The organism is Arthrobacter sp. FW306-1B-F12A (assembly GCF_058781865.1).
Map to the genome: position 1 here is coordinate 50,462 of NZ_JBYSXD010000026.1, position 13,072 is coordinate 63,533.

Annotated in this window: 11 protein-coding genes and 1 tRNA gene; 7 read left to right on the forward strand and 5 right to left on the reverse strand. The window is 63.1% G+C overall.

The genetic code is table 11. The annotated features are described in order from the left end of the window. A complete protein-coding gene (locus AC3WJU_RS13685) occupies positions 1 to 1,185 on the reverse strand; it encodes a MarP family serine protease (protein ID WP_284990337.1) in 1,185 nt (394 codons plus the stop codon). Positions 1,186 to 1,432: 247 nt separating this feature from the next. Between AC3WJU_RS13685 and AC3WJU_RS13690 the strand changes: the two genes are divergently transcribed. Further along, positions 1,433 to 2,110 carry a Crp/Fnr family transcriptional regulator gene (locus tag AC3WJU_RS13690; RefSeq protein WP_011775987.1) on the forward strand — a complete coding sequence of 226 codons (678 nt, stop codon included), beginning with the start codon at positions 1,433 to 1,435 and terminating at the stop codon, positions 2,108 to 2,110. An 85-nt stretch (positions 2,111 to 2,195) separates the two neighbouring features. Here the strand turns inward: AC3WJU_RS13690 and AC3WJU_RS13695 are convergent, their stop codons facing one another. The 3 genes from AC3WJU_RS13695 to sp36 are packed head-to-tail and all read right to left on the reverse strand — an operon-like array spanning position 2,196 to position 3,819. Continuing rightward, positions 2,196 to 3,107: an NUDIX hydrolase gene (locus AC3WJU_RS13695; protein WP_284990336.1), complete on the reverse strand. Its 912-nt coding sequence runs from the start codon at positions 3,105 to 3,107 to the stop codon at positions 2,196 to 2,198. A gap of 17 nt (positions 3,108 to 3,124) precedes the next feature. Next, entirely contained in the window at positions 3,125 to 3,661 is a 537-nt protein-coding gene (locus AC3WJU_RS13700) for a RidA family protein (RefSeq protein ID WP_059389482.1), read from the reverse strand. Positions 3,662 to 3,663: 2 nt separating this feature from the next. Further along, complete coding sequence (gene sp36, locus AC3WJU_RS13705; protein ID WP_009359196.1) at positions 3,664 to 3,819, reverse strand: Sp36 family protein; 156 nt, start codon at positions 3,817 to 3,819, stop codon at positions 3,664 to 3,666. Here sp36 and AC3WJU_RS13710 point away from each other — a divergent pair. From AC3WJU_RS13710 to AC3WJU_RS13730, 5 genes are all read left to right on the forward strand, one after another. After that, positions 3,818 to 6,130 carry a transglycosylase domain-containing protein gene (locus AC3WJU_RS13710; RefSeq protein ID WP_253257446.1) on the forward strand — a complete coding sequence of 771 codons (2,313 nt, stop codon included), beginning with the start codon at positions 3,818 to 3,820 and terminating at the stop codon, positions 6,128 to 6,130. The genes sp36 and AC3WJU_RS13710 overlap by 2 nt on opposite strands. Then, positions 6,123 to 7,085 carry a metallophosphoesterase gene (locus AC3WJU_RS13715; protein WP_059389479.1) on the forward strand — a complete coding sequence of 321 codons (963 nt, stop codon included), beginning with the start codon at positions 6,123 to 6,125 and terminating at the stop codon, positions 7,083 to 7,085. Before AC3WJU_RS13710 ends, AC3WJU_RS13715 begins: the two co-directional genes overlap by 8 nt. Positions 7,086 to 7,239: 154 nt before the next feature. Further along, positions 7,240 to 9,069 (forward strand): ABC transporter ATP-binding protein, encoded by a 1,830-nt coding sequence (locus AC3WJU_RS13720; RefSeq protein WP_307055851.1) that lies wholly within the window; start codon positions 7,240 to 7,242, stop codon positions 9,067 to 9,069. Continuing rightward, positions 9,066 to 10,883, forward strand: coding sequence for an ABC transporter ATP-binding protein (locus tag AC3WJU_RS13725; protein WP_306959284.1), 1,818 nt, complete (start codon positions 9,066 to 9,068; stop codon positions 10,881 to 10,883). Before AC3WJU_RS13720 ends, AC3WJU_RS13725 begins: the two co-directional genes overlap by 4 nt. Positions 10,884 to 10,968: 85 nt before the next feature. Next, a tRNA-Pro gene (locus AC3WJU_RS13730) sits at positions 10,969 to 11,045 on the forward strand. Positions 11,046 to 11,337: 292 nt separating this feature from the next. Here AC3WJU_RS13730 and AC3WJU_RS13735 read toward each other — a convergent pair. Next, positions 11,338 to 11,601: a hypothetical protein gene (locus AC3WJU_RS13735; protein WP_059389476.1), complete on the reverse strand. Its 264-nt coding sequence runs from the start codon at positions 11,599 to 11,601 to the stop codon at positions 11,338 to 11,340. 138 nt (positions 11,602 to 11,739) lie between these two features. Between AC3WJU_RS13735 and AC3WJU_RS13740 the strand changes: the two genes are divergently transcribed. Next, a complete protein-coding gene (locus tag AC3WJU_RS13740) occupies positions 11,740 to 13,026 on the forward strand; it encodes a helix-turn-helix domain-containing protein (RefSeq protein WP_284990331.1) in 1,287 nt (428 codons plus the stop codon). Positions 13,027 to 13,072 lie beyond the last annotated feature (46 nt).

Sequence of the window (13,072 nt, forward strand, 5' to 3'; positions counted from 1 at the left end):
CTACTTCTTGGTGCACTGGCCCGACGAGACGGCGTCGCTGAGCGATGGTGCTTGCTGTGCCACCGGAGAGAGCTCGTCCATGGTGAGGGCGTAGCCCACCGCCACATCCGAAGTGGTCTTGGCGAAGACAACGCCGGCAACCTGTCCCTGGGTGGTCAGCAGCGGACCGCCCGAGTTGCCCGGTTGCACGTCTCCCGCCAGCTTGTAGACCTGCTCCGGGGACGGGTTGTTGCCGTAAATGTCCGGGACCAGCAGGGTCGAGATGCCCTCCACCGCGGCCGGCTTGGACTGGAACGGACCACCATGCGGGTAGCCGGCGAAAGCCGCGGGCGAACCGGCCGGAAGATCCGGGCTCAACTGCAGCGGCGCCGTCGGGAGGCCGTCGACGGCGATGACGGCCAGGTCGCGCTGGCTGTCGAAGTAGACCACGCGACCAGGCAACGCACCGCCGTCGGGGATTTCCACTACAGGTTGCGACACTCCGGCCACCACGTGGGCGTTGGTCACCACGCGGCCAGGGGAGACAACAAAGCCGGAGCCTGTCTGGTTCTGGCCGCACTGGTAGGCCGTCCCGGCAATCTTCAGCACGGAGTGGGCCGCATTGTTGAGTGCGGGAGTGTCGGTGCTGGTGTTCGGAACGGGCACCGGAGTAACGGGGCCGATGCCTTCGATGAGCTGCGGAATGCCGTTGCCCATGACCTTGGAACGCAGTTGCGCCACGCTGGCCTTGACCGGTGTGGGCGTCATGGTGTCGATGAAGCGGATCACCTTGGAATCGGCCAGCTGCTGCGAAACGAAGGGCACGCCCAAGGAACCGATGCTGAAAGCCAACATGGACATCACGAGTGCGGCAACAACCAAACTGACGAAACCACCCAGCACGCGGTCAAGTGCGTGCAAAGGCTGGATGCGCAAGGCTTTGCGGACCCTTTGTCCGATCCAGGTACCCAGACCGTGCCCCAAGACAATGAGGACCACGGCCGAGCCGATAATGGCAGTCAGCCTCCAGCCGCTGTCCTTCACCCACTCGCCGACGAGCGGGACCGCGATAAAGGCCGCGGCTGCTCCTACGGCGAAGCCCGCGATTCCTCCGAGCGTCACGAAGAAGCCGTTGCGCAGTCCGTAGATCAGGTAGGAAAGAAGCGTCAAAATCAACGCCAGGTCCAATATGGTCAAGCCGAACACCAAAGCTCCTCACAGCCGGGTAAGCCCCAATTGTAGTTGCACAGACTGACAGCTTCCCTTCGGAAGCAGGCCGTCGTCCAGATCGCGAAGCCCCTCCCGAACAGGGCATTCCCGGCCGTTTGAGGCGCGGTTTTGGGCCTCTTCCGCGTGATTTAGGGCGTTTCGGCTGCCAAGTACGTCACAGACGCGACAAAATTCTGAAACAATGGCTGAAGCGCCCCAGCCGAACTTTTACTCAGGAGATTTCATGGATATCGAGGTATTGCGCCGCGCACCCCTCTTCGCCACCCTTGACGACGACGCTTTCCGTCTGCTGACGGACGAACTCACAGAGGTGGACCTTTCACGCGGAGCGTCTGTTTTCCGTGAGGGCGATCAGGGTGACCAGCTCTACTTCATCGTGTCCGGCAAGGTTAAGCTCGGCCGCACCTCTCCGGACGGCCGCGAATCCCTGTTGGCCATCCTCGGCCCGGGCGAGCTCTTCGGCGAAATGGCCCTGTTCGATCCCAGCCCGCGCACCGCGACGGCCACGGCCGTTTCCGAAACGCGTCTGGCGGGCCTGAAGAACGAAAGCCTCAACGCCCTGTTGCGCACCCGCCCCGAGGTGTCCGCACAATTGCTCCAGGCACTTGCCCGCCGCTTGCGCCGCACCAACGATTCCCTGTCCGACCTCGTGTTCTCGGACGTCCCGGGTCGTGTCGCCAAGGCCCTGCTGGACCTCGCGGACCGCTTCGGCCGGCCCGCGACCGACGGCGTCCTGGTGGCCCACGAACTCACGCAGGAGGAACTGGCCCAGCTGGTCGGAGCTTCCCGCGAGACGGTCAACAAGGCCCTCGCCGAGTTCGTACAGCGCGGCTGGCTCCGCCTGGAAGCCCGCGCAGTGGTCATTCTGGACATGCAGCGCCTCCGCCAGCGCTCCCGTTAATTCCTACGACACAGAAAATGCCTGGTGACCCCGGAATTCCGGAGTCGCCAGGCATTTTTCGTGTCGCCAGCGGATTTGGGTGTCGTCAGCGTTCCCGCTGCGGCTCCCCTGAAACCGTCCGGGCCGCTTCGACTTCGAGCATGAGCGCGCCATCCTCTTGAACGAGCCGCGGCTGGTACATGTGCGGCTTCCGCTTGTAGCTGAGGTACGCAATGCAACCCTGGGCAGCGGCCATCTTCTCAAGGATGATCTCCGAGCCCGGCACCAGCAATTGGCCCAGTGGCAAGCCAACGGTGTTTTCCTGGCCGATTTCATCCCCAAGCGCAGTGGTCTCGCGCTCGGCCATGAGTTTGGAAACGCACACCCAACGCCCCCAGACACCCTTGCTGGCCAGCAGCGATGGCTGCTGGTTCACGGGAAGAGTGGCGGCGAAGTAGCGGGTGTTGAAGCGCCTGTGCGCGAAGTCCGGGCTGAGCCAGTTGACCAGCGGCTTGAGCAAGTCCGTCCGCAGCGACAGGCCGCGCTTGGCCAGGACGTCCGTGAACGACTTGTCCTGGGCCGCCACGGCCTCGCGGGCCTTCATCCACTCGGGAGTGGACGTCGCCTCCACTGTGGAGGACAAGTCGGGGCCGGCCAGCAGCACGCCGGTCTCCTCGAACAGTTCCCGGATGGCGCCCACCACGTGGCGGCGGGCAAGTCCGACGTCGGCGGTCCCCAGCGTCTCTGCCCAATGCTGAGGCGAGGGGCCGAGCCAGCCGAGGGCGTCGTCGTCGGAGGGTTCCAGCGAGCCGCCGGGAAACGCGACAACGCCCAAAGGCGAGGAACCGGGACGGTAACCCATCCACGTTTCCAGGCCGGTCGGCGAATCGCGGAGCAGGACAACAGATGATGCAAAACGCGCGGCGCGGGGGGCCCGTTCGCCGAGCTCAAGCCAATTCCGTGCAGCCCCTTCAAGTTCAGGGGGTAACGCAAACAAGCGTCGGGCTAGTTGTGGCAATGGAGTGAACCGGTTCCTTAGCTGAATTCAGCGATCAACTCGACCTCGACGGGAGAGTCGAGCGGAAGGACTGCAACGCCGACGGCGGAACGCGCGTGCTGCCCTTTGTCGCCGAAGACACGCCCGAGGAGCTCGGATGCACCATTGATGACACCGGGCTGGCCGGTGAAGGAGGTATCGGAGGCCACGAAGCCGACGACCTTCACGATGCGCGTGATGCGGTCGAGGTCCCCGATGACACTCTTGACGGCGGCCAAGGCGTTGACGGCGCAGACAGCTGCATACCTCTGCGCGTCTTCCGGAGACACCGTGGGCTCGTCCGAAAGGCCCTCTTCACCGCTGGAGACTTTGCCCGTAGCTTCGAGTTTGCCGTTAATGAAGGGCAGCTGTCCGGAGGTGTAGACGTGGTTGCCGGAGACGATGGCCGGAACATAGGCGGCCACCGGAGCTGCGACGGCCGGAAGGGTCAGTCCCAGTTCTGCAAGGCGCTGCTCGACGGCGGATGCCGGAGCCGTGGAATCCGCGCCAACTGTGGCTTCTGCGGGGGTTGTCATTGTTACTGCTTCTCCCTCTTCAAGTATGCAACAAGTCCGTTTCCGTCGGGTCCGGGAACAACCTGGACGAGCTCCCAGCCGTCCTCTCCCCACTGGTCCAGAATCTGTTTTGTAGCGTGAATGATGAGCGGAATCGTCGCGTACTCCCATTTGGTCATGAAAGAAAGACTAGCCCTTGCCGGTAAAGTGGTGAACATGGTGACTCGTAGGAACCCTCTATTCGACACTGCCACCACTCTTGGAAAGATCCTCGGATTCCTCGGTGTGAGCGCTATTTGTGGTGTCCTGGTGGCGGGCTTGCTCGTTCCCGCGGCCGCCGTTTCGGGCAGTGCGGCGAGTGGGTCCATTCAGTTCTTCGACACGCTGCCGGCGGAGCTTCAGGTGAACCCGCCCAGCCAGGCGACCACCATCCTGGCCGCGGACGGCAGCCAGATCGCCTCGATCTACTCCGAGAACCGCACGCGGGTCTCGCTCGACCAGATGAGCCCTTTCATCAAGGATGCGATCGTCTCGGTTGAGGACAGCCGCTTCTATGAGCACGGCGGCATTGACGCCACCGGCATCATGCGCGCCATCGTGAGCACGGCGCGCGGGCAAAAACAGGGCGCTTCCACCATCACCCAGCAGTACGTGAACAACGTCATTAATGAGTCGCTCGTGTCCCAGAACAAGGGTGCCGACGTCAAGCTCAATGGCGTGAACAAAGGCGTGGGCGACAAACTTCGCGAAATGAAGCTGTCCATCGCTTTGGAGAAGAAGTTCTCCAAGCAGCAGATCCTCGAGGGTTACCTCAACATCGTCTTCTTCAACAAGGACGCCTACGGCATCGAGGCCGCCTCAAGGCTCTTCTTCAGCACCAGCGCCAAGGACCTCACCTTGCCGCAAGCCGCCTTGCTGGCCGGCGTCGTCAACAGCCCGTCCTACTACGACCCGGTGACGAACCCGGACCACGCGAAGCAGCGTCGCGACCTGGTGCTCGGCCTCATGCTGGACCAGGGAAAGATCAAGAAGGCCGACTACGACGCCGCCATCGCGACGCCGGTTACCACCAAGGTGACGCAACCTCGCCAAGGCTGCCCCTACTCCGCCACTGCCGCGTACTTCTGCGACTACGTGCTGCACCTGCTCTACAACAACCCGGCCTACGGCGCGACCATCGACGATCGCGTCAACCGCGTCTCGCGGGGTGGCCTGACCATCCAGACCACACTGGACCCGAAGGCGCAGGCCGTGGCCCAGGCCCAGGTAGATGCTTCCGCCGGCGCTAACCCGGACAAATGGGGCGCTTCCTTGGTGTCGGTCCAGCCGGGCACCGGCAAGATCATCTCGATGGCCCAAAATACCGTCTGGCTGCCAGCCGACGGGAAGTTCCAGGCCGAGCAGAACTTCAACGTAGACAAACTGGATGCCAACGGCAATGACCTCAACGGACTGGGCGGATTCCAGCCCGGTTCAACCATGAAGCCCTTCACTTTTGCCGAATGGTTGAACGAGGGCAAGTCGATGAATACGGTGCTGGATGGCACCGTCCGGCGGTATCCCCAGAATTTCCCGTGGAAGAACACGTGCCCGACTCCGACGGTCGGCTGGTATGACAGCACCAATGGCACCCATGACCTCCAGAACGCCGAGGGTGGATATTACAAGCCCATGACAGTGGTGGATGGTTTGGCCAACTCCATCAACACCATGACATTTGCCACGGCTGCAAGGGTTGACCTGTGTGGCATCCAGAAGATCGTCGATGCTGTTGGCATCCACGGCGGCCTGCCGGACGCCAGCAATCCCAACCCGAAGGTTCCCATGACAACGTTGGGCAACCTGATTGGTTCCACCCAGACCGCGCCACTGACCATGGCCAGCGCCTTCGCCACCTTTGCCAACAATGGCACGTACTGCGAGCCGATCGCCATCACCTCGGTAACCGACCAGACGGGCGCCAAGCTGCCGGCCCAGTCCACGAGCTGCAGGAGCGCGGTCACCCCCGAGGTCGCTCATGGTGTTGCCTACGCCATGCAAGAGGTTCTGAATAAGGGCTCCGGCTCGCTGATCCAGCCTCGAATCTCCACCAAGACCAACTTCCCCATCGCGGGCAAGACCGGAACCAACGACTCCAATGGTTCCACCTGGGTTGCCGGCTACACTTCCGGCCTCGCAACGGCCACGTGGTTCGGCGATCCGTTGGGCAGCCAGAACCGAGCGGGTCAGAACGTCACCATCAATGGCAAGTTCTACCAGGGCATTGACGGTTACATGATCGCTGGTCCGCAGTTCGCCAACTACATGCTCCAGGTCGCTCCCACTTATGGAACCAACCCGTTCCCGGCTCCGCCGTCGAACCTGCTCGACCCGCCCGGGTTCAAGCCTTCGACGCCTAGCACCACCACTCCGGGCAACACTTCTCCGAGCACCCAGCCGAGCAGCAACGGGAACGGCAATGGAAATGGCAACGGAAAGAACAATGGCTAGCGGCTCCAAGCCCGTCATTGAATCGCTGGCAAGCCGCGTCCGAAGCATCGGACGCGGCTTTGCCGTCGCTGCGGGTGCGGGCGCAACCGCTGGCGTGGCAGGCTTCGCCTATGGCCTCTGGGAAAAGAACCAGTTCGTACTCCGCGAGGAGACCGTTCCCATCCTCCCTGAGGGCTCGGCTCCCGTCCGGGTGCTGCACATAAGCGACATCCATTTCGTGCCAAGCCAACGCAAGAAGGCCGAATGGCTGCGTTCGCTCGCCGCGCTTGAGCCGGACCTTGTGGTGAACACGGGTGACAATCTCAGCCACCCCCACGCCGTTGTTCCGCTGCTGGACGCATTGCGGCCACTGTTGAAGTTCCCGGGCGTCTTCGTCCCGGGCTCCAACGACTACTACGCCCCGCGGTTCAAGAACCCGGCCACATATTTCCTCGGCCCGTCCCGCGTCAAGGACAATCCGGTCGAGCTCGATTGGCCGCGCCTGCGCTCAGGGTTCGGGATGTCCGGATGGATCGACCTCACCAACAGGCACCAGTCCTTGCCCATCAACGGAATCCGCTTCGATTTCTCCGGAGTGGACGACCCCCATCTCAATCGGGAGCGCTACACCGGCTGGCCACGCGGCACCGTGGGACAGGACTCCCGCCCGCACCTGCGCGTAGCCGTTATCCATGCCCCCTACCAACGGGTCCTGGATCACTTCACGAACGACGCGGCGGACCTCATCCTCGCCGGGCACACCCACGGCGGCCAGATCTGCATCCCCGGCTACGGCGCCCTGGTTGCCAATTGCGATCTCCCCACGTGGCGCGCCAAAGGCCTGCATGACTGGGAGAACAACGGACGCGCGACGCCGGTCAACGTCTCGGGCGGCATCGGCACCTCGCGCTTCGCCCCGGTCCGGATCGCGTGCAAGCCGGAAGCAGTGCTGCTGACGCTGACGCCCCGTCAATAACCAGCGCCACCAGTTCCGAATACCTCGTATCACGCAACGCAATGGTGCTGTGAATCCTGTTACGCGATGGCATAGGGTAGTTGCTATAGGAAACTACCTCCGTGCGTCGTACGAAAACCCAGGAACGCCGGGACAAAGCTGTTGAGAAGCGGGCATGGCCAAACAGACTTCATTCTTTACCTCCGTCAAACGTCTCTATCCGCACGTTAAACCGATCCTCCCCCGGCTTTTCATGGGGTTGGTCAGCGCGTTGCTGGCCAGCATCATGGCGCTTGCCATCCCCCAGGTGCTGCGGGTCCTGATCAACGGATCCCTCCACCCTGGTGGTCCTACCGACGCTGTCTGGATTTCCGCCGTCGTGGTTCTGGCACTCGGCATCGCCGAAGCCGGGCTTGTGGCGCTGCGGCGCCAGTTCGTCATCAATCCCGCCACCACGGTGGAATCGAGGATGCGGGTTTCCCTCTACGGGCACCTGCAGGACCTCACCGTTTCCTTCCATGACCGTTGGGGGTCAGGGCAACTCCTGTCCCGTGCGATGACGGACTTGAACTTCCTGCGGCGTTGGATGGCGTTCGGCGCGATCATGCTGGTGGTGACCACTTTGACCGTGGTGATCGGCGTCGCGGTGATGTTCGCGATGAGCTGGCAGCTGGCTTTGATCTTCCTGGCCGCCGCGGTGCCCATCATGGTCTATTCCTTCCGCTTCCGCCGCCGCTTCAGCCTGGTGACCCGGCTCAGCCAGGACCAGGCCGGCGACCTCGCCACCACGGTCGAAGAGTCCGTTCACGGCATCCGAGTGCTCAAGGCGTTCGGCCGCAGCCGCGAAGCACTGGAGAACTTCAATGAACAGGCCGAGGAGCTGAGGCAGACCGAGATCGCCAAGGCCAAGCACCAAGCCACCTTCACGCTGGTGGTGACACTGCTGCCCGAGCTGGCGCTCGGCGTCGGGCTGGTGGCGGGCGTCCTGCTCGTCTCCATGGGCCAACTCAGCATCGGTTCCTTGGTTGCCTTCTTCGGCACCGCAGCGGTGGTCGCGGCACCGGTGGAATTCTCGGGGACCCTCCTGGCCATGGCATTGACCGCCAAGACCGCCCTCGATCGCCACTTCGAGGTCATGGACACGCCCAACACCATCACCAGTCCGGCGAACCCCAGGACACCCAAGGAACTGCGCGGGGCCTTGAGCTTCAAGGCCGCCGGTTTCGGTTTCGACGACGGCGCCCGGCTCCTGCACGACGTGACCCTGGACATCAGGCCCGGCGAAACCATGGCGCTCGTGGGCATTACCGGTAGCGGAAAGAGCGCCTTGCTCCAGCTGGTTCCCCGGCTCTATGACGTGAGCGAAGGATCCGTGACCATCGACGGCGTGGATGTCCGAGACTTCAGCGTCGAGCAGCTGAGGACCGTGGTGGCGGTCGCCTTCGAGGACACCACCCTGTTCTCCAGCTCGGTCCGGGACAACGTGCTGCTCGGCGCGCCCGACGCTTCCGAGGAAGCCCTTGAGGAAGCGCTCGACGTCGCGCAGGCGCACTTCGCGTATTCGCTGCCCGACGGCGTCGGGACCCTTATCGGCGAGGAAGGCCTGAGCCTTTCCGGTGGCCAGCGGCAGCGGATCGCGCTCGCCCGGGCCATCGCGGCGAAGCCCAAGGTCCTCGTGCTGGATGATCCCCTGTCGGCCCTGGACGTGAACACGGAGGAACTCGTCGAAGCCAGGCTCCGCGAAGTCCTCCGGGACACCACCACGCTCATCGTCGCGCACAGGCCCTCCACCGTTGCCCTCGCCGACCGCGTGGCGCTGCTCGAAAACGGAAGCATCACCGCCGTCGGGACCCATACGGAACTGTTGGCCAACAACGCCCACTACCGCTACGTGATCGCGAGCCTCGACTCCGGGCCGAAGGACCTCGACCTCGAACTCGACGAACTAGAACACGAGCTGGATTCGGAACAGCACATGGACCAAGCCGGGGAGGGCCGCCGATGAGCACGTTCGGAACCGCCAATGAAGACAACGCCCACCTGAGCCGCAGCGACAGCAAAGCAGTACGACGGCGGTCGGTCGCCTTGCTGGGATCGCTCATCCGCCCGGTGCGGTTGCGGTTCTGGCTGACGCTGGCCATGGTGGTGCTCTCGCAGGCCACCCGGGTGGCCGGGCCGGCGATCATCGCTTTCGGCATCGACCACGCACTGCCCTCGCTGCTCGCCGGAAACAACATGCCCGTGGTCCTGGCCGGCGTCCTGTACCTGACAGCGGCCGTCGCAACGGCGATTTTGACCGCCCTCTACGTCACTTCCACGGCGAAGCTGAGCCAGTCAATGCTCCTCGACCTGCGGCTGAGGGTCTTCCGGCACACCCAACGGCTCAGCCTGGAGTTCCACGAGAAGTACACCTCGGGCCGGATCATCGCGCGCCAGACTTCGGACCTGGAGGCGCTGCGTGAACTCCTTGATTCGGGCGTGAGCTCGCTTGCTTCGGGGATCCTGTTCATGCTTTTCACGGCATTTACGGTGTTTGCCCTCGACTGGCGCAGCGGGCTGCTCATGCTCGCCACGGGAGTGCCTGCGTACTTCCTGGCCCGCTGGTACCAGAAGCACTCGCAGATCGCCTTCCGCGAATCGCGGGTGGTATCGGCCAGGCTGATTGTCCACTTCGTGGAGACCATGACTGGAATCCGGGCCATCAAGGCTTTCCGCAAGGAGCCGGAGAACGCCCAGCGCTATGCCGAACTCTCCGAGGACTACCGTAAAGTCACCGTCCGCTCCATCAACCTCAACGGTGTCTTCCAACCGGGACTGGTCCTCATCGGCAACGTGTGCGTCGCGGTGGTCCTGCTGTTCGGCGGCTTCCGGGTACTCTCGGGAGAGCTGGCGGTAGGCGTGCTGCTGGCACTGATCCTTTCAACGAAGCGCTTCTTCCAGCCCGTGGACCAGATGGCCATGTTCTACAACTCCTTCCAGAGCGCCCAGGCCGCGCTCGAGAAGGTGTCCGGCCTGCTCGAAGAAGTTCCTACTGTCCGGCCACCCAAGAACCCCGTGCCATTGCCCCATGCGCGCGGCGAAATCGACTTCCGTGGAGTGGAGTTCGGCTACGGCAACGGCAAGGTAGTGGTCCCCAAGCTGGACCTTCACATTCCCGCCGGACAGACCATAGCCCTCGTTGGACAGACCGGCGCCGGCAAATCGACCTTTGCCAAGCTGATCGCCCGCTTCTACGACGTCACCGAAGGATCCTTGACCCTCGACGGCGTCGACCTCCGGGAGCTTTCGACGGCGGACCTGCGCCGCGCCGTCGTGATGGTCACCCAGGAAGCCTTCCTCTTTAGCGGCTCCGTGGCGGACAACATCGCCCTGGGGCGGCCCGAGGCTACGCGCGAGGAGATCGAAACCGCGGCGAAGGCCGTTGGCGCGCACGACTTCATCTCCGCGTTGCCTGACGGTTACGACACCGACGTCAACAAGCGTGGCGGCCGGGTCTCCGCCGGGCAACGGCAGCTGATCGGCTTTGCCCGGGCCTTCATTGCGGCCCCGGCAGTACTGATCCTGGACGAGGCGACATCTTCGCTTGATATCCCCTCGGAACGACTGGTGCAGGCCGGCCTGAGCAGCCTGTTGTCCGGTGCGGACTCCGAACGGACCGCGATCATCATCGCCCACCGGCTCTCTACTGTTGAGACAGCGGACCGGGTGCTGGTGGTGCACGAGGGACGCATCGTCGAAGACGGCACGCCGGCCGCGCTCATCGGCGGAGGAGGGCGTTTCGCCCGCTTGCACGGCGCCTGGAAGGACTCGCTGGTCTGAGCCAGTGGTTCCGCAGGCGGGCGTCCTTCGATTTCGCATCCGGGGAGGGATCGGCTATTCTTGAACAGTTGCTTTCGCAGCGGATCGGGATGTAGCGCAGCTTGGTAGCGCGCTTCGTTCGGGACGAAGAGGTCGCAGGTTCAAATCCTGTCATCCCGACCAATTGGTAGAAGACCTTCCACTCGGAAGGTCTTCTACTTTATTTAACGAGCTTTTCGGCAGCCAGGGAAAACCCGGAAACATTCCCCTGACCGGTTTTCTCGCTCGCCCCTGAGGTTTAGAGACAAGTGTTGTTAACAACCCGACACAAAGACTCGGGGCATATCACGGTCCACACGGATCTTCGAGCAAAAGAAATCCCCGGTGTGTCGATTTCAGACTACCGGGGACTTCTTCACTTCATTTGAATTATCCAGCGGCCACCGGGATCCCGGGTGCCGCCGTCGAGCCTCAGCTACACAGGATCGGGCCAGTTACCGATTGCCTGCGACACCCTCATCGGATCGGGCCAGTTACCAATAGCCTGCGAGACCACACCCATCGGATCGGGCCAGTTGCCGATAGCCTGCGACACCCTCATCGGATCAGGCCAGTTACCAATGCTGAGCACCGTGCTGACGGTGTCTGCCACAGGGGCTGCGGAAACGACGGCTGGCGCCGCGGCGGAGAATGCAAGAGCGCCGGCCAAGGCCACTGCTGCAGCAATCTTCTTCAACATAATTTTTCCTCAATGCGAGTCGGATTCGTTACGGAAATTTCGCGGTCCCTGTTGACATTCATTGTAAAATGTTTTCCACAGCGACTGTCAAGCTTTAGGCGTAAAGACAGCGCAAAGACAAGCCTCTAGGAGGAACCTGTGGGGAACGGATTCGGAGAAAAGCTCCGTGCCGAACGGCTCGAACGTGGGCTGACCCAGGCTGAATTGGGCAGGGATCTTTACTCACCCAGCTACATTTCACTTCTTGAAACCGGCCGGCGGGAGCCCACGGCCGAAGTCATTGAAGAACTCGCCCGCCGTCTGGAGCTGGCACCGAAAGCCTTGGAAGCCTGGAGCCAACCCGTATCCGTCAGTGACGCCGAATACGTGCTCGCAGGGCTGTACGCCAGGCAAGCGTGGGACCTCAGGGACTACCCGCTTGCCGCAAGCCACGCATCAACCGCCGCCCAGATCGCGCTCGAGGCAAAGAACACCAGCGCCTGGTGGAACATGACCTACATGCAGGCCGAATGCCTCATGAAGCAGGGCCAGTTGAAGGAGTGCCAGCAGATCATCCAGCATCTCCTGGAGCATCCCATGGCTACCGAATCTGCGGGCCTGGGCGTCCGCGCCCGCCAGATGCTTGCCGCCGTCTGCCACGGACAAGGGCAGCTGTCCACCGCCGTCGAGCACGCCAAGGAAGCCGTGAGGCTTTCCGAGCAGCTGCCCAAAGGCTCAACCCTGATCATCGGGGCGCACCGCGCCCTGATCGGTGCATTGGCCGAGAGTGGCAGGTTGGACGAGGCCTGGACGTATTGCCAGGCCATGAACAACCAGATGGACGATCATTCGATGTCGCAGCTCGCAGGCGAAGTGGCCTGGGTGGTGGGAAACGTAGCTTTCATGCGCCACGACTACGTTGAAGGCATCAAGCATCACGAGCGCGCCGCCAAGCTGCTCTCCCCCGCCAACGACATTGAGCTGTGGGCCCGTTTCAACAAGGCGTCGGCGGCTGTCCGGCTCTCCTCGGGAATCGTGGAGCCGGAGACGCTCTCGGCCATCGAACGCGCTGAACTCGCCCTGTCGATTGTGGGCGGAAACAAGACGGACCAGTTGGAAGTTGCCTTTATCCGCGCCCGCTGGCTCTACCTGACGGGCGACATCCCGGCAGCCATCACCAAGTTGCGCGAAATCCACGCGGACCGCGATGTCCTCGCCCGGCACACCGCAGGCGAAGTCGCGTTCCTCCTCGGCAAGGCCCTCAAGGCAGCCGGTGAAAACACGGACGCGCTGGTCCATCTCGAAGAGGCCCAACGCGATTTCACCGCCGCGGGTGCAGCCGACCGCGTCCAGCAGGCCATGGACTCCGTACTCGAGATCCGGCTGGCGGAACGCCGGGCGGCGTCGGGCCATGCCGGCGGCGCGCAGTCTTCCCGCGCAAGCTAGCGAACCCAACTAACTAACAGGTGTTGTCGTTTAGACGCGTCTAAAC

Coding starts and splice junctions, on each gene's coding strand:
- AC3WJU_RS13715 (WP_059389479.1), top strand. CDS start 6,123: ATGGCTAGCGGCTCCAAGCCCGTCATTGAATCGCTGGCAAGCCGCGTC.
- AC3WJU_RS13690 (WP_011775987.1), top strand. CDS start 1,433: ATGGATATCGAGGTATTGCGCCGCGCACCCCTCTTCGCCACCCTTGAC.
- AC3WJU_RS13735 (WP_059389476.1), bottom strand. CDS start 11,601: ATGTTGAAGAAGATTGCTGCAGCAGTGGCCTTGGCCGGCGCTCTTGCA.
- AC3WJU_RS13700 (WP_059389482.1), bottom strand. CDS start 3,661: ATGACAACCCCCGCAGAAGCCACAGTTGGCGCGGATTCCACGGCTCCG.
- AC3WJU_RS13720 (WP_307055851.1), top strand. CDS start 7,240: ATGGCCAAACAGACTTCATTCTTTACCTCCGTCAAACGTCTCTATCCG.
- AC3WJU_RS13710 (WP_253257446.1), top strand. CDS start 3,818: ATGAAAGAAAGACTAGCCCTTGCCGGTAAAGTGGTGAACATGGTGACT.
- AC3WJU_RS13725 (WP_306959284.1), top strand. CDS start 9,066: ATGAGCACGTTCGGAACCGCCAATGAAGACAACGCCCACCTGAGCCGC.
- sp36 (WP_009359196.1), bottom strand. CDS start 3,819: ATGACCAAATGGGAGTACGCGACGATTCCGCTCATCATTCACGCTACA.